Origin of the sequence: Pantoea sp. VS1 (assembly GCF_002207995.1) — a bacterium.
Lineage (GTDB): Bacteria > Pseudomonadota > Gammaproteobacteria > Enterobacterales > Enterobacteriaceae > Pantoea > Pantoea dispersa.
The window spans coordinates 42,614-60,802 of the sequence record NZ_NHZE01000004.1 but is presented as its reverse complement, the minus strand read 5'-3'; the positions used below and the strand labels follow the sequence as shown (position 1 = coordinate 60,802).

Below are 18,189 nucleotides of genomic sequence, written 5' to 3'. Positions count from 1 at the left end.
GAAGGGCCAGCCAGCGCTGCAGCTGGCTGGCCTGCACGCTTATCCCAGCGGACCGCCTTCAATGGTGTCACACATGCCGGCCAGCACGCGCTCGCCGGTTTCCTCTTTCAGTCCGGCATACCATTCCGCGGTGACCGCCGCATCTTTGGCGTGGGTGACATCACAACGCTTGCGCGCTTTCAGCACCAAATCACGGGTGCGCGCCACGCGCCGCGCTTCATAGCGCAGCAGCCCGTCCTCAATGCCCAGGGAGTGGGCGGTCAGGGTTTGCGCCAGTACCACCGCATCTTCCATTGCCGCACAGCCGCCCTGACCGATATCCGGCGTAGTGCTGTGTGCCGCATCCCCCAGCAGCGCCACACGTCCTCTGACAAAGCGGCTGAAGGGTTCGATATCATGAATCTCCACGCGATTGGTGGTTTGTGCGTCAATGCTGGCGATCAGCCGCTGGACCTGTTCGGCCCAGCCGGCAAAATAGCCGCGCAGATCGTCTTTCACCGTTGCGCGATCCTGCGCCAGCCCTTTCGGCAGCGGGACATCAAAGAAAAAGTAGAAGCGGTTACCGCTCACCGGCATCAGCGAGACGCGCTTGCCCTCCCCGACAAACGTGGTCCACTGATCGGCGGGCGCGATGCTTTCATCGATAGTGACCAGGCCATTCCAGTTGACGTAGCCTGCGTAGCGGCGCTCGACGTGTTCGCCCAGCACGTGATGACGAATCACCGAGTGGGTGCCGTCGGCGGCCACCATAAAATCCCCTTCAGCCTGGCTGCCGTCATCAAACCAGGCGGTCACGCCGCTGGCATGCTGCTCCACCCGCACAACGCGTTTGCCAAAGCGGATGCGTTCGCGGCCGTAGCTGTCGATCAGCAGCGCCTGTAACTCTGCGCGTGCAACCGGATAAGGGTATTCGCCAACCTGCTGCACCAGCGGTGACAAACTGAAGCGGGTCAGGGTGCTGCCGCTGTGGCCATCGTTGTAAGCCATAAACGCCATATTGCCGCCGAGCGCGCGCAGCTGTGCCTTGAGACCCAGCGCATTGAGGCACTTCACGCCGTTAGGCCAGATAGAGATAGCCGCGCCGACCGGTTTCATCTCTTTCACCGCTTCATACACTGCGGTGCTGAAACCCGCTTTTTCCAGCGCCAGCGCCGCGCTCATGCCGCCGATACCCGCTCCAATCACAATCGCTTTCATTACCGTCTCCTTTACTGTGCACCCTAAGCCCTGCAACTTTTGTACCATCTTGCGGGGCCAGAGTGATGGCGACTTAAAGTATTGAAAATAATGACTTATGTTTTGGTTGGGTCAGACGCTGCTTCAGCAATGGGCGCAGATGCTGCACCTTAACAGGGCATCATCAGGCGGAAGGTGAACCAAAGGTTTCACGCTGGCAATCATCCGGCCAGCGTTCATACTCTCTACATCCATCCTGCGAGGACTGAATGATGAAGTGGATAATGATGTTATGGCTGCTGGGCAGCCTGAGCGCAGCGGCGCAAACACCGTGGCAGCCAGAGAGAAAAGGGGATTTGCCGCAGCTCACGCCGGTAGCAGCGAAGTGTGATGTCTCTTCCTGTCAGCAGAATTGTTACGTGCAGCAATCGCAGTGCAAGAATGACAACGGCGGTGGCTGTGGCTCGCTGGCGCAGATTTGCGTACAAAACTGTGCCAGCCAGTGCCGCTGAATGAAATAAAACTGTCATAACAGGGTGCTAGCGTATTTCCCCGGCAAGGTAATGTTCTGATAACAGGGGAAAATAATGAAAACCCGCTTCACACTGCTGGCAATGGTACTCCTGCTGGCACAGCCGGCACATGCTGTTTCTCTCTCTCAGGCGGCGACGCTGGCCGCAGCGACCGCCCCCGGTGCTTCTCCTGCCTATAGCGCGCTGGCCCGGCAGGCGCTGGAGGCTGAGCGGCGCTATCTGCAGGGTGATAACCCCAAACTGACGCGTGCGCAGCTGGAACAGGCGAAGCAAAACGCCAGCCGCGCGGATGTTGCCTGGTTGAAGGCCAGCGGCTATGACTTCAGGATTAAAGAAAACCAGCAGGCCGGCATCGCACTGCTGGCAAGTTTCAGCGCGCTGCCGCCGGCGGTGCTGGATGCCAGCCGCGCCACTGTTACCGCCATCAATCTGAACGCCACCGCGCCAGTGCGGCGGCAGGCGCTGGCGGATGCGGAAGCCATCAGCTCGCTTTACTTCCTCGCCGATGCGCTGGGACCGCGCCTTGGTAAGGCGTTTCTTGCCGCTTACGACAAGGGGGAAATTGCGCAAGCTGCGGCGTTGATCAAAGCCAGTGAAGTCAGTACCAGTGCGGCAAAAAAACATTTCAACTATCCGCGACCGTTCCTGCAGCCGGGAAACACTATTCACCTGGTGCCAGATGACGTGGTCATCAACGATAATCAGCGCTATACCGCCGACGGCGGCTCATTCCCCAGCGGTCATACCAATACCGGCTACACCGATGCGCTGTTGCTGGCGGAAATGGTGCCCGAGCGCTTCAACGCCCTGCTGACGCGTGGCGCGCGCTACGGCTATTCGCGGCTGGTGCTGGGCGTGCACTATCCGCTGGATGTGATCGGTTCACGCATGGTGGCTGAGCGTAACGTCGCGCACTATCTCAATGATGGGCAATATCAGATGCTGTTCCGGCAGGCGCGCGCGCAGTTGCGCAGTGCACTGGAGAAGGAGTGCGGCACCACGCTGGCGCAGTGTGCACGCAGCACTGGACGGGACGATCCCTACGCTGCGCCGGCGATGCAGGCGTTTTACCGCTTCACCATGAGTTATAACCTGCCAAAAGACAGCACGAAATCTGTCCCGCTGCAGGTGCCACAGGGCGCAGAAGTGCTACTGAAAACAGCGTTGCCGCAGTTGAGCAACGCACAGATTCGCCGGCTGATGAGCGAAACGGCGCTGCCCGATGGCTATCCGCTTTCAGGCAATGCGCAGCAGTCGTTCTGGCAGCGGGTGGACTTGAACGCCGCTTACGCCCGGGCAACCGCTGGGCGCTGAGGCGGTGGCGGGGCGAGGGTTCAGCCCGCCGGATCGTCTTTGATGCGGCGATCGATGGCGAAGGGAGCGGAGGTCGCTGTGGCAATCAGCGCGGCCGCGCCCGGATGATCGGGGTTAAACAGCGCATTATCTTCTCCGGTGAGGATGCTGGGTACCGTCATCAGCAGGGGAAAGCCGTTGTGCGGATCGAGAAACGCCGCGCCGATGGCCTGCGTCTCCTCCTGCTGCTGATATTTTTCCCAGCCGGCCGGCAGTTTACTGCTGTCGAGGGCGATGATGTCGGATTCCGGTACCGCCACGGTAAACACCACAAAGCGGCTTTGCTCCAGCAGCGTTTTTCCGGCGTGCACCACCAGTTCCAGCGTCGCCAGCGCTTTAGAGCTGCTGAGGTAAACCGCTTTCATCCCGGGCGGATTCCAGCGGCCACCCCATTTTTCTGCGCCAGCACCGTTAAACGCCTGGCTGGCGTACTCCGCTTTGACAATTCGATAGAACACCCTGACGGGTGTGGCCGGATCCTTCCGTCGTGTCATCAGACAATCACTCCGTGCTCCAGGCGGCCAATCAGCGTCAGCACCGCATCGCAGCCGGCGGGCGTACTGAGCATGTTAATCGGCTGCGCGTTGTCGAGCGCCAGCGCGGGCTGATACATCCAGTGCATCGCCACTTCCGGATCGCCAGCGAACAGCTGGATCACCGCATCCAGCACTTCAAACACCTGATAGATGCGTGCGCCCTGTTCGACCGAGAGCTGCGATCCGGACTTCTCGCGGCGCCGGTAGGTATTGCGGTCAATCGAGACCATTTGTGCGATGTCGATCGGCGTCGCTTTCAGAATTGTGGCGGCGCGTTCGACAATGCCGACATCCATGCCGTCGGTGATCAACTTATGCGCCTTAAGCCGGTTACGCGGCAGCCCCATCTGATCCATAAAAGAGGGGCGGGCGTGCTGAATCAGCGACGGATCAAAGATGCGCGATCCGCTGGTGGGATTAAAAGCCGATGCGGTGGACATCACAACCTCCTGATAATGTTCATGTGAACATTTTTATGCATCAAGTGTACAGCATTTGCCCGCCGGTGTCATGGTTTGTTCACGCCGCACCGCCATTAACTGGCGGTGCGCCAGATGTCGCTCATCGCCAGCTCAAGTTTTTTAAACAGCCGGTAGCGGGTGTCATGGAACGCGAAGCGCGCCGCGCGGGGCTGCAGCGCCTCCGGCACAAGGGTAACCGCCTGTTGCACAGCGGCAGCCAGATTCGGCCACTGACCCACGCCCACGCCCGCACACAGGGCCGCACCCAGCGCCCCGGTTTCGTGGCAGGTTGCGACGCGAATCGGCATCCCCAGCACATCCGCAAACATTTGCGGCCAGACACTGCTGCGCGTCGCGCCGCCGGAGAGCGTGGCCTGGTTGACCGTAATGCCGGCCGCGCGCAGCCGGTCAATGTGCGCCCGGTGGGCAAAGGTCACGCCTTCAAACAGGGCAAACAGCATGTCAGCGCGCGTATGCCAGCCGCCGAGGCCGTAAAAGCCAGCTTTGGCGGGTTCGGCTTTCCGCCCTGAATAGAGGTAAGGGTGATACAGCGGCAGCTGCGCGTCAGGCCTGACCTGTGCCACGCTGTCGCTGCTGCGCGCCGCGCCCTGGCCAGCGCGGCCATCATCAAATTCACGCAGGAACCAGTCAAGATTGGCGGCAGAAGTGGCGCTGGCCTCGATCGCCATGTAGCGATCGCGTTCGATGATCGAATTCATAAACACCGGGCGCAAATAATCAGGTTTGTCGACCACCACCTGATTGATGCTCCAGGTACCGGCGACAATGGAGGCCTCACCGCAGTTCACTACGCCCGAGCCGACCGCGCTGGCAACCACGTCAAACATGCCGGCCACCACCGGGATGCCGGCCGGTAAACCGGTGAGCTGTGCCGCGCGGGCCGAGACCACGCCGGTGACCTCGCAGGATTCACGCAGCGGTGGCAGCAGGGTGAGCGCCTCTTCGATGCCATATAACGCCAGCAATTCACGACTGTAGCCGCGCTGGCGATAATCAATCAGCCCGGCACCGGCGGCATCCGAATAGTCCGCGCTGACGTTGCCGCACAGAAAATGGGCGATGACATCTTTGGCACACAGCAGATGGCCGATCTGCGCCCAGCGTTCCGGCTGATGCTGACGTATCCAGCTGATCAGCACCGGTGTTGCGGCGGGCCACGGTTTTTGCAACGACAGCGCGTAAATCTGCTGCGCCGCACCGCTGGATTCCAGCGCCTGTACCGTGGCGCTGGCGCGATGATCAATCGACTGGATGCCAAACAGAGGACGCTGCTGACGATCCAGCGCATACAACCCGTTGCCGTGTCCGGCGGCCCCGACGGCAATCACTTCGCTGCCGCGCGTGCCGGCTTGCTGCAGGCAGCGACTTACCGCGCTGCTGACGCCGCGCCAGATATCTTCAACTGGCCGTTCAGCATAGCCTTCCTGCGGCTGATGCGTTTCGCCGGCGCACTCCGCTACCGACAGTACGCGGCCGCTCAGGTCAAACAGTACCGCTTTGATCATGGTGTTTCCGGCATCGATGCCGAGAATCTGGCTCATATCCGACTCCGTTTCAGGCGAAGACGGCGCACCGCTTAAGCGCCGGTGCAGGTCACGCTTAACCCTGCTGGTAGATGTCCAGCGCATCCGAGCCGCTGACACCCTGATGAATAATCGCCATCAGCGCGCTGACCACGCGTGACGGATTATCATGTTGATAAACGTTGCGGCCATACACCATGCCGCTGGCACCCTGCGCCATCAGCGCGGCGCTTTTCGCCAGCACCGCGCCCAGTTCCCCTTTGCCGCCGCCGCGCACCAGCGTCGGACAGCGCGCCGCCTCCACCACACGATGGAAATCCTCTACGTTATCCGTGGGGTCGGCTTTAATGATGTCGGCGCCCAGCTCCCGCGCCAGCCGCACCAGCGGCACGATTTGTCTGACGTCACCGAGCGAGCCGTACGCCGCGCCCTGGCCGGCGGGGGCCATCACCAGCGGCTCCACCATCAGCGGCATGGCATAGCGATCGCAGGCCTGGCGCAGGCGGCCAATGTTCTCCACGCACATGCGAAAAATGCCCGGTTCATCCGGGATCTGATAGAGATTGACCACCACCGCGGCGGCATCCATCTGCAGCGCGGCAAGAATCGGTGCCTCCGGATTGTGCAGCACCGCCCACATCTCGCGGTGGCGCGCCGCGTTATAGGCATTGCCGACGTCGGTGCGCATCACCAGCGCCGGTTTGCGCCCGGCAACGCACTGCAGCAGATCGGCCTGACCATAATTGACCTGGATCGCATCCGGCTGTGCGGCAATCAGGTTGCGCATCACGCTTTCAATATCTTCCAGCCCCAGCAGAAAATCGGGCTCGTTGGCGATGCCGTGATCGATCGCCACATCCAGGCACTTGCCGTGGTGAAATAACCGGTTGAGGCGAACTTTAGGGGTGAGTGACATCCTGAATTTCCTCCTGTGAAAACGCGGATGCGAGCGCGTGCAGCCCATGGCGCTGCGCCAGGCTGATTGCGGTGCGCTGCAGATGTTCAGCGCGCTGGCTGTCCTGCCAGCCGAGCGAGTCGGCCAGCAGCTGCGAAATTTCCTGCATGAGCGGCGGCGTTAATTCACCGCAGATAGCCAGTGACGTGCGGCGCACCAGCACATCTTCCAGCTGGCACACCTGTTCATGCTCAATCAGATAGCGCAGTTCGGTGGCGCTGTAACCGGCATGATGCTGCAGCGGCTGTTCGCCGTGCTGCTGAATCTGCTGCAGCAGCGGCAGGGCCCGGCTACCGTAGCGTTTCGCCAGTTGCGTCACGCGTGCCAGCGGAATGTCATAGTGCTGCGCCAGCGCACTGAGCCAGGCGGGCTGGGCGGACGGCGCCGGAAAATCCCGGCCGCCGCCAATCGGCAGGTCGCTGCTGGAGACGCGACGCTTTTCTCCCAGCAGGCGCAACACGCGGTCGGCGGCCTCTTCCCCGAAGCGGCGGAAGGTGGTCCATTTACCGCCGACCAGACACAGCGTGCTCCAGGCACGCGCGTGGTCAGGCGGCAGCAGCACCAGCGAATGGTTACGTGAAATCTGGCCATTCACTTTGGCCTCGCTGGCCGGCAGCGGGCGCACGCCGCAGAAGGTGTAAACCACTGCGGAAGCTGGCACCACAATGTCAGGAAATACAAAGCGCAGCGACTCAAGAATGTAAGCCTGCTCTTCGGCTTCGCACACCACGCCCTCAGGGTCATCAACGCGGATATCGGTGGAGCCCACCAGCACTTTGCCGAACCAGGGAAACATGATGCACACCCGGCCTTCCTGATTTTCGAAATAGACCATTTCACCGTCCAGCATCTGTAACAGCTGGGGATGATCGAGGATCAGATGCGACCCTTTGGTGCCGCCTATCAGTCTGGTCGGCTGCGAATGCACGGCCAGCTGCTGATTCAGCTGGTCGATCCACGCGCCGCCGGCATTCACCAGCACGTGCGGCTGCAGGCTAAAGCGCTCACCGCTCAGCGTATCTTCCAGCAGCACCGTCTCGTCGCTGGCGCTGACCACCCGCAGATAATTGAGCGCCAGCGCCTCCGGGCAGGCGCGTTCCGCATCTTCAATCAGCTCAAACCCGAGTCGCTCCGGCGCGCTGATCCACGCATCGTAGTAGCTGGCGCTGTATTTCACCCAGGGCGCGAAGCCAGGCCAGCGATCGCGCGTGGCGGCTTCGTTACGCAGCTGGTGGCGCGGCATAGCGCCATACTGTCGTGTGTAGAGGTCGTACAGGCTCAGGCCGGTTTTGATCAGCAGCGCGCCGCGCCGGGTGGGCTTATCGCTCAGGCGCAGGAAACGTCGCGTGGCGTTAACCAGTCCACCGCCGAGATTATCGATCGGTACGGTGGTGCGCAGCGGAAACACATAGTGCGCGGCGTTTTTCAGCAGGCGATCGCGCTCCATCACCGACTCCTTCACCAGGCCAAACTCGCCGGTTTCCAGATAGCGCAGGCCGCCGTGGATCATGCGCGACAGCGCGCCGCTGGCCGCCTGGCACCAGTCACCTTTCTCCACCAGCACCGCAGGAATGCCCTGTAATGCCAGCTCACGAAAAGTACTGATGCCGTTGATGCCGCCGCCGACGATCAGCACCGGCAGCGAACTGCGCGCGCGCAGGCGGCTAAGCCGTTGTTCGCGGGTCAAAACCTGTTCCATTGTCAGCTCCTTGCGATGAACGCTTACTTGTCAAAGGTATAGGAGCGGGCGCAGCAAACGGCAAATCAGGTCATAAAGGATGTGATTTTGTTCACTACCAATGAGAATTGTCGGGAAGCCTGGCAGGGGTAACGATATACTGCCGGTCAGACATCATGGTTAACCTGCAGGAAAAGGAATTTTCATGTTTTCATGGGCCCGATTAAGCGCACTCGCGCTGCTAGTCAGCGGCAGTGCGCTGGCAACGACATCGCCAGACAGCATCATCAAACCGCTGATGCAGCAGTATCAGATCCCCGGTATGGCGGTGGCGATTCTGCACGACGGCAAAACCGAATTTTATAACTACGGCGTGGCATCGAAAGAGAGCGGACAGCCGATCAACGAGCAGACGCTGTTTGAAATCGGTTCGCTGAGTAAAACGTTTACCGCCACCTTAGCCAGCTATGCGGCGCAGCAGAACAAACTGAATTTCAGCGACGCGGCCAGCCAGTGGCTGCCGGAACTGAAAGGCAGCGCTTTTGATCGCGTCTCGCTGCTGAATCTGGCGACGCACACCAGCGGCACGCCGCTGTTCGTACCGGATGACGTGACCAATACCCGCGAGCTGATGCGCTGGTACAAACAGTGGCAGCCAGAGGCCCAGCCGGGCACGGTGCGCGTTTATTCCAACCTCGGTATCGGTATGCTCGGCATGATTGCGGCTAAAAGTCTGCATCAGCCGTTCATCAGCGCGATGGAAAAGCAGCTGCTGCCGGCGATGGGCATGACGCACAGCTATGTGCAGGTGCCTGCATCACAGATGGGGCGCTACGCCCAGGGTTATAACAAGCAGGATCGCCCGGTGCGGGTCACGCCAGGCCCGCTGGATGCGGAATCCTATGGCCTGAAATCCACCTCTGCCGATCTGATTCGCTGGCTGGCCATTCAGCTGCAGCAACAGCCGGTCGCGCCCGCATGGCAACAGGCGGTGGCCGCGACGCATCAGGGCTATTACCACACCGAGACCGCTTTTACTCAGGCGATGATGTGGGAATATTACCCGCTGCCGGTGACCACGCAGCAGCTGGTGGACGGCAACAGCGGCGCGCGCATCATGAAGGGCATGAAAGCCACGCGGATTACGCCGCCGCAGGCTGCGCCGCAGCAGGCGTGGTACAACAAAACCGGCTCCACCAACGGATTCGCCACCTATGCGGTCTTTATTCCGTCGCAGCGGGTTGCGCTGATTATGCTGGCAAATAAGTGGTTCCCGAATGACGATCGGGTGGTGGCTGCGGAAAAAATCATCAGCAACATCGGGACGGGCGAATGATCACCATCAGAGCGCTGCGCGCAGAAGATTTCATGCCGTGGCTGGCGCTGTGGCAGGGCTATCAGCGCTTTTATCAGACCACCATTGACGATAACACTACCGGCGAGAGCTTCCGCCGCTTGCTGTCCCGCGCGGAACCCATGCACTGTCTGGTGGCCGAGCAGGACGGCGCGATGGTCGGGCTGGTGCATTTTCTTACCCATCGCTCAACCTGGACTCAGGGCGACTACTGCTATTTGCAGGACCTCTACGTCAGCGAAGCCGCGCGCGGTCTGGGTGCTGGCAAGGCGCTGATTCTGGCGGTCTATGAACAGGCAGAGAAGCTCGGCTGTTCGCGCGTTTACTGGCTGACGCAGGCGTCTAATAGCCACGCGCGGGCGCTGTACGATCGCCTGGCGCAACAAACCGACTTTGTGCAGTACCGTCATTTATTCGATCAGCCTTAATTTTCCTGGGCTACCATGGAGGGCAGCCCAGCGTGCCTGATCCAGGCGCGCTTGCGTTATTCATCTCACCGTTTCGCTCCCTGATCCCTTTCAAACGAAATTCCCTCAGTTAAATAACTGTGACCATGCTCGCTATTTTTTGCCTGAGTGCTGTCTTTTTGTTCGCCTGGTGTTATGAATGAATATGTAATGTCTTTCGAATGAAGCTTAAGCGTAAACAGACGGAGTGCGAGATGAACACCACTTTTACCTCAGAACAACAACCCGACGATTTTAAACAGCATGTGCGCCTGATGAAGCAGGCGCTCAGAGCACAGATTGGCGATGTCGAAGGCCTGTTTGAGCAGGTCAGAAGTAAGATTGTCAGTGAAATCGCGGCCGCGCGCGCCGAAGAGAAGCAGCACGGAACGGCGTGGCCGCAGGTCAGCTTCGCGGATCTGGCCGCTGGCCGCATCAGCGAACAGACCAAAAATCACATCCGCCGCCGCGGCTGCGTAGTGGTGAAGCAAACCTTCAGCCGCGAGCAGGCGCTGGCGTGGGATGCTGACATGCTCAACTACCTCGACGACAATGATTTTGACCGCGTCTATCAGGGGCCGGGTGACAACTTCTTTGGCAATCTCGATGCCTCGCGGCCTGAGATCTATCCCATCTACTGGAGCGATGCGCAGATGTCGGCCCGCCAGAGCGAGGCCATGGCGCAAACCCAGGCGTTCCTCAATCGCCTGTGGAAATTCGAATCCGCCGGTACGCGCTGGTTTGATCCGGACGTGAGCATCATCTATCCGGATCGCATCCGGCGCCGGCTGCCGGGTACCACCTCCAAAGGGCTGGGCGCGCACACCGATTCCGGCGCGCTGGAGCGCTGGCTGTTGCCGGCCTATCAGCAGGTGTTTAGCAAGATCTTTTCTAACCAGTTCGATCAGTACGATCCGTGGGATGCGGCGCACCGCACGGCCGTGCAGGAGTATCAGTCTGGCACCACCACCAAATGTTCGGTGTTCCGCACTTTCCAGGGCTGGACCGCACTCTCTGATATGCAGCCCGGTCAGGGACTGCTGCACGTGGTGCCGGTGCCGGAAGCCATGGCTTATCTGCTGCTGCGTCCGTTACTGAAAGATGTGCCGGAAGAGGAGCTGTGCGGCGTGGCGCCGGGCAAAGTGCTGCCGGTATCAGAGCGCTGGCATCCGGAATTAATCGCCGGCCTGTGTTCGATCCCGGCGCTGCAGGCGGGCGATTCGGTGTGGTGGCACTGCGACGTGATTCATGCGGTGGCGCCGGTAGAAAATCAGCAGGGCTGGGGCAACGTGATGTACATTCCCGCCGCGCCGATGTGCGATAAAAACGCCGACTATGCGCAGCAGGTGGCGCAGGCGCTGGCGACCGGTGTCTCACCGGGCGATTTCCCCAAAGAGGATTACGAAGCCAGCTGGCGCGGCCGTTTTACGCCGCAGGATCTGAATGAAAACGGCCGGCGCAGTCTGGGATTAGCGTGATTTCTGCTAAGCTGGGCAAAAACTTTTTTACAGCAGGCTCTATGAACGCACGTCATCAGCACATTATTCAACTGGTCAGCGAGCGCGGCAGCGTCAGCGTCAATGAACTGGCGCAAACCACCGGCGTTTCGGAGGTGACGGTGCGCCAGGATTTGAACCTGCTGGAGAAGGGCGGCTTTCTGCGCCGCGTGCACGGTTCCGCCGTGGCGCCGGAAAGTGATGACGTAGGCGCGCGCATGCAAACCCGCTTTGCGGTGAAAAAACGCCTGGCGGAGTACGCCGCCGGGCTGGTTAATCCCGGCGAAACGGTGTTTATTGAAGGCGGCAGCACCAATGCGCTGCTGGCGCGAGAGCTCAGCCATCGGCAGGACATCACCATCATCACCGTCAGCCATTACATCGCCGGACTGCTGCGTGAGCAGGGCGGCGATGTGATTATCCTCGGCGGGCTGTTTCAGAAAAGCAGTGAGTCAGTGGTCGGGCCGTTAACGCGGCTGTGCATTCAGCATCTCAACTTCCATAAAGCGTTTATTGGCATTGACGGCTGGGATGAGGCGACCGGTTTCACCAGCCGCGACATGCTGCGCTGCGATGTGGTAAACGCCATCATGGAAAAGCCTACCCACACCGTCGCGCTCACCGACTCCTCCAAATTTGGTCAGATTCATCCCTATGCGCTGGCGCCGCTTCAGCCGTTTAAGCAGGTGATTACCGACGCGGAACTCGCCGCAGGCTGGCAGCAGCAGCTGCGCGCGCAGTCGCTGCAGCTCAGTCTGGTTTAACCTTTATTGCGTTCAATCTCTCCCTCAGGCTTAGCGTTATCAGCCATTGATTGCATCGACGCACTATTCATGTAATAAATAAAGTTACATGATGACAACCGATCGGGACAATGATGACGCAAAATACCAACGATATCTTCAACGAAGAGTTTGCGCGGCAGTACGACGCGTATAACGGCAAACATCAGCCAATCGCCGATAATCTGCATCTGCTGATTTCACTGGTGCTGGACAACGCGCCGCCGCAGGCGCGGGTGCTGTGTGTGGGCGTCGGGACCGGCAGCGAAATTATCCGGCTGGCGCAGCAGCACCCGGAATGGCAGTTTACCGGTGTCGATCCTTCACCGGACATGCTGGCGGTCTGCACAGAAAAACTCACCGCCGCCGGGATACGGGCGCGCTGCCAGCTGCATCAGGGCTACCTTAACGACGTGCCGGTTACCGCCAATTACGATGTGGTGCTTTGCCTGCTGGTGACGCATTTTATCCAGCATCCGCAGCGGGCGGGTATTTATCAGCAGATGCAGCAGCAGCTGAAACCGGGCGGACACTTAGTGACGGCAGAAATTGCCGGCGATGTGCAGGATACCGGCTTTGATGAACAACTGCTGTTCTGGAAAACCATGCATGAGAGCGCCAGCGGCAGGGCGCAAAATCTGGATGAGATGAAGCAGATGCTGACGCAGCGGCTGCTGTTGCTGCCTGCAGCCCAGACCGAAGCGCTGATGGCGCAGGCCGGGTTCACGCCGCCGCAGCGCTTCTTTCAGTCGCTGCTGATACATGGCTGGACGGCGCGCAAGCGCTAAACCGCTTAATAAGGTTGAGTGAGCTGACGATTCATGAAGTTAGCAGCGCCTGCGCCGTCAGCTCGTCGGTGATCAAACCGGTGACGAGTCCGCTGGCCAGCACCGCGCGGATCGCCGCCACTTTGCTCGGTCCGCCGGTCAGCGCCACGATCTCTGCGCGCTGCGCCAGATCCAGCGGTACCGACAGCGTGCGTGCCGTCAGCGAGTTGTGAATCATCTGCCCGTCGGCGGCAAAAAAGTGCCCCAGCAGTTCGCCCACCGCGCCGGCTTCCGACAGGGCGCGGATCTCGGCTGCATCGATCATCCCGGCTTCCACCAGCTGGGCGGCCGGTTCCACGGTGCCAATGCCCACCAGCTTCACTTCACTGTGCGCGGCCATGCTGAACACTTCGCTGACACCACGCTGCGCCAGCAGCACATCGCGATCCTCTTCGGTGTTGGCAAAAAACGGTACCGGCATCATGTAGGCCTGCGCACCGGTTTTTTCGGCGATGCGATGCATCACGTCATGCGGATTGAGCGCGTAGTTGCGCGTCAGGCAGCCGAGCAGGGAGACAAAGCGCAGGTGCGGCGCGTCGATACGTGCCAGCTGGTGAATCGCTGCCGACAGCGTCCGGCCGTGGCCGAGACCCAGCGTGATCGCCGGCGTGGAGGCCAGCAGATTACGCAAATAGTCGGCGCCGGCCATGCCCAGCGCGCGCACTGGCAGGCCTTCTTCACCGAGATCGGGTGCTACCTGACAAAAGTTCAGGCCGTAGCGGCTGCGCAACTGCTCTTCCAGCGTCACGCAGGCGACAATCGCACCGTCGATGGTGACTTTCACCGCGCCTTCGGCCACCATGCGCGCAATCAGCCGATGGGTTTTCACCGACGGCAGGCCGAGCCGTTTGGCCACTTCAGCCTGCGTCAGGCCGCCGACATAATGCAGCCAGGCCGCCCGCAGGGCCAGAGAGTCATCGCGTTCAGCGGAAGTCGGTGCGGATTTCATCGGGTTGTCCCTGTCTGGTTGAGGGGTGCTGCGGGCTGGCGAAAGCCCTCAGCACGGCATGCTCACGCGAGATGCAAATCCTGCACCCCGGTATCAATATGGTCGGCCCAGAACGCCACGCTTTCGGCAATCTCCGCCACCACATTGCTGTCGGTGGGTTCGCGCTCTTTAAAGCTTAGTTCGAGGCAAATCTCGTTATCCTGCGCGCCGCCGCGCGCCAGCGCCTCAAGCAACGGCTGCGGCTGAATGCGACCGCCGGCATTGTACTGCAATGTAAAGGGCCTGTGCCCGCCTTTATCCATCATGCTCTGCTTTATATGGATGATGGGCGAAAAGCGCGGCACCGCTTCAGCCCACGCGTAAGGATCGTAGTCACGCGGATCGTCAGAGGTGACATCGCCATGATCGATATCCGCCATCATCCACATCGGCAGGGCAAGCTGTGCCGCGCTCAGCCGCTGCTGCAGCGCCATACAGGCGGGAATGGTTTCGCCAAATTCACGCCCGACGCTCATCGGTTCCCAGAACAGGTAACGCAGACCGGCCGCTTTGGCGTGTTCCGCCACTTCCGCCCAGCAGTCAATGGCGATGGCAATCAGCGCTTCACGCCGCGCCACATCGTTAAAATCCCGCTGGGTGAAGATGGCAAACTGCGAGCCCACCGCGACGCCGCCCAGTTCCGCGGTGATGTCGGCAAAGGTTTTAAACCAGTTAATGTAGTAGCGACGTACCGCCGCATCCGGATGACCAAAATGGTTGAGGCGGCCATACGGGCCGGTCATGCCGGAGGTGACGCGCACGCCGGTGTCACGCAGCGCCTGCTGCATGCGGCGCGTCATGTGGCTGAGCGTGGCAGCAGGCCAGCCGGGATTGATAAACTCATGCGTCAGCTGCAGATCGCGGATGCGGATCTGCTGAGCCACGGTGTGAATTAAATCGCCGGGATCGGCGAAGCGGTTCACCAGCGGATTGGTATTCAGCGAAAGCGTTAGTGGCATGCGGCACCTCTCAGCCAGCGTGGGCGCGCAGCGGCGCGGCAGGGTGGAAAGTCTGTTCGAACCACTGGCTGAACGCGGTGCGCTGTGCAGTGCTCAGGTGCAGCTGATGTTTGGTGCGACGCCAGAGAATGTCTTCCGGCTGCTGCGCCCATTCGTACTGCACCAGGTAGCGCACCTCGGCCTCGTACAGCTGGCCGCCAAAATGCTCACCGAGATCGCTCAGCGAACCGGCGGTGCCCAGCAGCGTGCTCATACGCGCACCGTACAGTCGCGCATAGTGCTTGCGCAGCGGCTGCGGCAGCCACGGCCAGCGCGTTTTGATCTCCTCCAGGAAGCTGTCAAAATCGGCATGGGCGATCTCGCCGCCCGGCAGCGTGGCGCTGCGCGTCCAGTCCGCGCCCATGTTGGGGAAAAACGGCGCCAGCTGTTGCAGCGCATGCTCGGCCAGCTTGCGGAACGTGGTAATTTTGCCGCCGAACACGTGCAGTAACGGGGCATCCTGTTGATTATCCAGGTCGAACACATAATCCCGCGTCACCGCCGAGGGGTTGCCTTTGCCGTCGTCAAACAGCGGCCGTACGCCGGAGAAGCGGGTAATTACATCGCTGGCGCGTAGCTTAACCTTGAAGTAGCGATTCACCACGTCAATCAGATACTGCTGCTCGCTATCATCCGCACTGACATCTTCCGCTTTGCCCTGCCAGGGAATGTCGGTGGTGCCGATTAACGCTTTATCACCCTCATAGGGATTGATAAAAATCACCCGCTTGTCGGTGTTTTGCACCAGATAGGCCTGCTGGCCCTCCCAGAATTTCGGCACGATGAGGTGCGAGCCTTTCACCAGCCGCACGCTGCGCTGGCTTTGCGTGTGGCTAACCTGATTGACGATATCCAGCACCCACGGTCCGGCGGCATTTACCAGCGCGCGGGCGAACACCGTGCGCTGCGCGCCGCTGGCCTGATCCTGCAGGGTAATCTGCCATTTGCCCGGCAGACGCTGCGCTGCCACGCAGCGGGTGCGCGGCAGAATGGTGGCGCCGCGCTCGGCGGCATCCAGCGCATTGAGCGTCACCAGCCGGGCATCGTCCACCCAGCAATCGGAGTACTCAAAGCCTTTCTGGTAGCTGTCCAGCAGCGGCGCGCCTTCAGGATCGCGCGTCAGATCGAGCACGCGCGTGCCCGGCAGTTTTTTGCGTCCGCCAAGATGGTCATACAGAAACAGGCCCAGCCGCACCAGCCACGCCGGGCGATCGGACGGGCTGTGCGGCAGCACAAAGCGCATCGGCCAGATAATGTGCGGCGCCGCGTTCAGCAGCACCTCGCGTTCAATCAGCGCCTCGCGCACCAGACGGAATTCGTAGTACTCCAGATAGCGCAGGCCGCCGTGCACCAGTTTACCGGAGCGCGAGGAGGTGCCTGCGGCAAGATCGTCCTTTTCACACATCATCACCGACAGCCCGCGCCCGGCGGCATCGCGCGCGATACCGGCACCGTTAATGCCACCGCCGATCACAAACAGATCCAACGTGTTGTCACTCATGCGTTACTCCTTAAAGCTGTTTAATGCCTGCCAGGCGGCAGGAAGATCGCGGCGGATCTGCTGATATTGAGGGAACAGCTGCTGGTAGCGCTGCATCAGCGCAGGCGATGGCGCTTCGGCGTCGTCCAGCAGCGGGCGCACCCAGCGTTCAACGCACTGCGCCATGTCCGGATACGCGCCAATCGCCACCGCTGCCATCATGGCCGCACCCGCTGCGCCGGCTTCCTCGCGCTGGCTGATGCGCACCGGCGCGCCGATGCAGGCGGCAAGGATTTGCCTGAGCGGCTGCGATCGTACCGCACCGCCGGTAAGGCGAATTTCTCCCGGCAGCGTGGCGCCCATCGCCTGATAACAGTCGCGTGCCGCCATGCCGATGCCTTCAATCACGCCGCGCACCAGGTCGCCAAAATTGTGCTGGTAGTTAAGGCCGGTGAAACTGGCACGCGCGTCGGCGTTGACGAACGGTCCGCGTTCACCGGCCAGCGAAATGTAAGGATGGAACAGCAGGGTGCCCGGCTGTGCGTCGTTGAGCCAGCGATCGATCTGCTGCACCAGCCGCGCATGATCGGTTTCACAGCCAAAGCTGCTCAGCAGATCGCTGGCCACGTTCAGCAGCCAGTCGAGATTGAGCGTGGAGGCCATGTTGGTTTGCACCTGAGTGACATAACCCGGCCACGGCAGCGGGATCACGTAGCCGGTTTGCGCCGGGTTGAGCCATACCTCGTCAATGGTGACGCTGCGCAGATGCACGCCGGTTGAGCCGACAATCGAACAGGCGGTATTGGCTTCACCGGTGTGCACCCCGGCACCGAGCGCGGTCATCGCCATATCGACATAGCCGAGACACACCGGCGTGCCAGCCAGCAGGCCGGTTTGCCGGGCGGCGTCAGCGGTGAGACCATGGGTGATTTGCGTGCCGTCGATAATCTCCGGCAGCAGGTGGCGCCGGTGGTTAAGCCCCAGCGCGTCGATTACCGTGTCGTCGTAGCGCTGGTGGCGATAGTTGCCAAAGGTAAAGCTGGCTTCAGACGGGTCGGTGGCGCGCACGCCGGTCAGATTGAGATAGAGCCAGTCCTTGCAGTGCAGTGCCACTTCGGCGCGCGCCAGCAGTTCGGGATAGTGCTGGTCCATGTGCGCCAGTTGCGCACCCTGCTGGCAGGTGTTAAGACCGGTACCGGTGGCCTGAAAGCGTGCGGCGGCCAGCGGCTGCTGATTAAGTTTTTCCACCGTGGCGGCGGCGCGGGCATCCAGCCAGATCCACGCATCGTCCACCGGCTGATTATCAGCACCGACCAGCCAGCTGCCATCGCCCTGGGCGGTCGCCGCCACGGCCACCACGCGCGCCGCCAGATTCTCCACCCGATCGCCGAGCTTGTGAATCGCACTGACCGCATCCTGCCAGGTTTGCGTCATTGACTGCTGGGCGGCACCGCCTGCGCTGCGGTAATAGCGATTGCGCGCCGACGCGCACGCCAGCTGGTTACCTTCCAGATCAAACGCCACCGCTTTAACCACCGAGGTGCCGGAATCCAGACCCAGAATGATATCGCCACTCTCCACA

General features: G+C 61.0%; 17 protein-coding genes. 7 read left to right on the top strand and 10 right to left on the bottom strand.

Annotation, left to right across the window (positions count from 1 at the left end):
* Positions 1 to 39 precede the first annotated feature (39 nt).
* Positions 40 to 1,197 (bottom strand): FAD-dependent urate hydroxylase HpxO, encoded by a 1,158-nt coding sequence (gene hpxO, locus CBW22_RS00920; protein WP_088515789.1) that lies wholly within the window; start codon positions 1,195 to 1,197, stop codon positions 40 to 42.
* Positions 1,198 to 1,445: 248 nt separating this feature from the next.
* Here hpxO and CBW22_RS00915 point away from each other — a divergent pair, with 248 nt between their 5' ends.
* Positions 1,446 to 1,688, top strand: a complete 243-nt coding sequence (locus CBW22_RS00915; protein WP_369974293.1) for a hypothetical protein — start codon at positions 1,446 to 1,448, stop codon at positions 1,686 to 1,688.
* A 75-nt stretch (positions 1,689 to 1,763) separates the two neighbouring features.
* Complete coding sequence (locus CBW22_RS00910; RefSeq protein WP_088515788.1) at positions 1,764 to 3,023, top strand: acid phosphatase; 1,260 nt, start codon at positions 1,764 to 1,766, stop codon at positions 3,021 to 3,023.
* Positions 3,024 to 3,043: 20 nt separating this feature from the next.
* Here the strand turns inward: CBW22_RS00910 and CBW22_RS00905 are convergent, their stop codons facing one another.
* The 5 genes from CBW22_RS00905 to CBW22_RS00885 all read right to left on the bottom strand — a co-directional run bounded on the left by CBW22_RS00905 (position 3,044) and on the right by CBW22_RS00885 (position 8,257).
* Entirely contained in the window at positions 3,044 to 3,556 is a 513-nt protein-coding gene (locus CBW22_RS00905; RefSeq protein ID WP_088515787.1) for an RES family NAD+ phosphorylase, read from the bottom strand.
* Positions 3,556 to 4,038: a type II RES/Xre toxin-antitoxin system antitoxin gene (parS, locus tag CBW22_RS00900; RefSeq protein ID WP_021506062.1), complete on the bottom strand. Its 483-nt coding sequence runs from the start codon at positions 4,036 to 4,038 to the stop codon at positions 3,556 to 3,558. Before parS ends, CBW22_RS00905 begins: the two co-directional genes overlap by 1 nt.
* Before the next feature lie 95 nt (positions 4,039 to 4,133).
* The gene (locus tag CBW22_RS00895; RefSeq protein ID WP_088515786.1) at positions 4,134 to 5,621 is read right to left on the bottom strand and encodes an FGGY-family carbohydrate kinase; all 1,488 of its coding nucleotides are present in this window, start codon (positions 5,619 to 5,621) and stop codon (positions 4,134 to 4,136) included.
* Positions 5,622 to 5,679: 58 nt separating this feature from the next.
* Positions 5,680 to 6,519, bottom strand: coding sequence for a class I fructose-bisphosphate aldolase (locus tag CBW22_RS00890; protein WP_088515785.1), 840 nt, complete (start codon positions 6,517 to 6,519; stop codon positions 5,680 to 5,682).
* Positions 6,503 to 8,257: a glycerol-3-phosphate dehydrogenase/oxidase gene (locus CBW22_RS00885; protein WP_088515784.1), complete on the bottom strand. Its 1,755-nt coding sequence runs from the start codon at positions 8,255 to 8,257 to the stop codon at positions 6,503 to 6,505. The genes CBW22_RS00890 and CBW22_RS00885 overlap by 17 nt, the downstream gene beginning before the upstream one ends.
* Before the next feature lie 184 nt (positions 8,258 to 8,441).
* Between CBW22_RS00885 and ampC the strand changes: the two genes are divergently transcribed.
* The 5 genes from ampC to CBW22_RS00860 all read left to right on the top strand — a co-directional run bounded on the left by ampC (position 8,442) and on the right by CBW22_RS00860 (position 13,102).
* Complete coding sequence (gene ampC / locus CBW22_RS00880; RefSeq protein ID WP_088515783.1) at positions 8,442 to 9,572, top strand: class C beta-lactamase; 1,131 nt, start codon at positions 8,442 to 8,444, stop codon at positions 9,570 to 9,572.
* On the top strand, positions 9,569 to 10,018 hold the full coding sequence (locus CBW22_RS00875) for a GNAT family N-acetyltransferase (RefSeq protein ID WP_021506057.1): 450 nt from the start codon (positions 9,569 to 9,571) through the stop codon (positions 10,016 to 10,018). The genes ampC and CBW22_RS00875 overlap by 4 nt, the downstream gene beginning before the upstream one ends.
* Before the next feature lie 233 nt (positions 10,019 to 10,251).
* Positions 10,252 to 11,514 carry a DUF1479 domain-containing protein gene (locus CBW22_RS00870; RefSeq protein ID WP_088515782.1) on the top strand — a complete coding sequence of 421 codons (1,263 nt, stop codon included), beginning with the start codon at positions 10,252 to 10,254 and terminating at the stop codon, positions 11,512 to 11,514.
* A 41-nt stretch (positions 11,515 to 11,555) separates the two neighbouring features.
* On the top strand, positions 11,556 to 12,296 hold the full coding sequence (locus tag CBW22_RS00865; protein WP_058769793.1) for a DeoR/GlpR family DNA-binding transcription regulator: 741 nt from the start codon (positions 11,556 to 11,558) through the stop codon (positions 12,294 to 12,296).
* Positions 12,297 to 12,406: 110 nt separating this feature from the next.
* The gene (locus tag CBW22_RS00860) at positions 12,407 to 13,102 is read left to right on the top strand and encodes a class I SAM-dependent methyltransferase (protein ID WP_254919456.1); all 696 of its coding nucleotides are present in this window, start codon (positions 12,407 to 12,409) and stop codon (positions 13,100 to 13,102) included.
* A gap of 31 nt (positions 13,103 to 13,133) precedes the next feature.
* Here the strand turns inward: CBW22_RS00860 and CBW22_RS00855 are convergent, their stop codons facing one another.
* From CBW22_RS00855 to CBW22_RS00840, 4 genes are all read right to left on the bottom strand, one after another.
* A complete protein-coding gene (locus CBW22_RS00855; RefSeq protein WP_058758545.1) occupies positions 13,134 to 14,090 on the bottom strand; it encodes a sugar-binding transcriptional regulator in 957 nt (318 codons plus the stop codon).
* Positions 14,091 to 14,152: 62 nt separating this feature from the next.
* Positions 14,153 to 15,088 carry a sugar phosphate isomerase/epimerase family protein gene (locus tag CBW22_RS00850; protein WP_088515781.1) on the bottom strand — a complete coding sequence of 312 codons (936 nt, stop codon included), beginning with the start codon at positions 15,086 to 15,088 and terminating at the stop codon, positions 14,153 to 14,155.
* 10 nt (positions 15,089 to 15,098) lie between these two features.
* Positions 15,099 to 16,628 carry a glycerol-3-phosphate dehydrogenase gene (locus CBW22_RS00845; RefSeq protein ID WP_088515780.1) on the bottom strand — a complete coding sequence of 510 codons (1,530 nt, stop codon included), beginning with the start codon at positions 16,626 to 16,628 and terminating at the stop codon, positions 15,099 to 15,101.
* 3 nt (positions 16,629 to 16,631) lie between these two features.
* The gene (locus CBW22_RS00840) at positions 16,632 to 18,188 is read right to left on the bottom strand and encodes an FGGY-family carbohydrate kinase (protein WP_088515779.1); all 1,557 of its coding nucleotides are present in this window, start codon (positions 18,186 to 18,188) and stop codon (positions 16,632 to 16,634) included.
* Between the last annotated feature and the right edge of the window lies 1 nt (position 18,189).

Excerpts from the sequence above, each read along its gene's own strand:
- CBW22_RS00845 (WP_088515780.1), bottom strand. The coding sequence starts at position 16,628 with ATGAGTGACAACACGTTGGATCTGTTTGTGATCGGCGGTGGCATTAAC.
- CBW22_RS00855 (WP_058758545.1), bottom strand. The coding sequence starts at position 14,090 with ATGAAATCCGCACCGACTTCCGCTGAACGCGATGACTCTCTGGCCCTG.
- hpxO (WP_088515789.1), bottom strand. The coding sequence starts at position 1,197 with ATGAAAGCGATTGTGATTGGAGCGGGTATCGGCGGCATGAGCGCGGCG.
- CBW22_RS00860 (WP_254919456.1), top strand. The coding sequence starts at position 12,407 with ATGATGACGCAAAATACCAACGATATCTTCAACGAAGAGTTTGCGCGG.
- CBW22_RS00895 (WP_088515786.1), bottom strand. The coding sequence starts at position 5,621 with ATGAGCCAGATTCTCGGCATCGATGCCGGAAACACCATGATCAAAGCG.
- CBW22_RS00875 (WP_021506057.1), top strand. The coding sequence starts at position 9,569 with ATGATCACCATCAGAGCGCTGCGCGCAGAAGATTTCATGCCGTGGCTG.
- parS (WP_021506062.1), bottom strand. The coding sequence starts at position 4,038 with ATGTCCACCGCATCGGCTTTTAATCCCACCAGCGGATCGCGCATCTTT.
- CBW22_RS00905 (WP_088515787.1), bottom strand. The coding sequence starts at position 3,556 with ATGACACGACGGAAGGATCCGGCCACACCCGTCAGGGTGTTCTATCGA.
- CBW22_RS00850 (WP_088515781.1), bottom strand. The coding sequence starts at position 15,088 with ATGCCACTAACGCTTTCGCTGAATACCAATCCGCTGGTGAACCGCTTC.
- CBW22_RS00915 (WP_369974293.1), top strand. The coding sequence starts at position 1,446 with ATGATGAAGTGGATAATGATGTTATGGCTGCTGGGCAGCCTGAGCGCA.
- CBW22_RS00910 (WP_088515788.1), top strand. The coding sequence starts at position 1,764 with ATGAAAACCCGCTTCACACTGCTGGCAATGGTACTCCTGCTGGCACAG.
- CBW22_RS00870 (WP_088515782.1), top strand. The coding sequence starts at position 10,252 with ATGAACACCACTTTTACCTCAGAACAACAACCCGACGATTTTAAACAG.
- CBW22_RS00865 (WP_058769793.1), top strand. The coding sequence starts at position 11,556 with ATGAACGCACGTCATCAGCACATTATTCAACTGGTCAGCGAGCGCGGC.
- CBW22_RS00885 (WP_088515784.1), bottom strand. The coding sequence starts at position 8,257 with ATGGAACAGGTTTTGACCCGCGAACAACGGCTTAGCCGCCTGCGCGCG.
- ampC (WP_088515783.1), top strand. The coding sequence starts at position 8,442 with ATGTTTTCATGGGCCCGATTAAGCGCACTCGCGCTGCTAGTCAGCGGC.
- CBW22_RS00890 (WP_088515785.1), bottom strand. The coding sequence starts at position 6,519 with ATGTCACTCACCCCTAAAGTTCGCCTCAACCGGTTATTTCACCACGGC.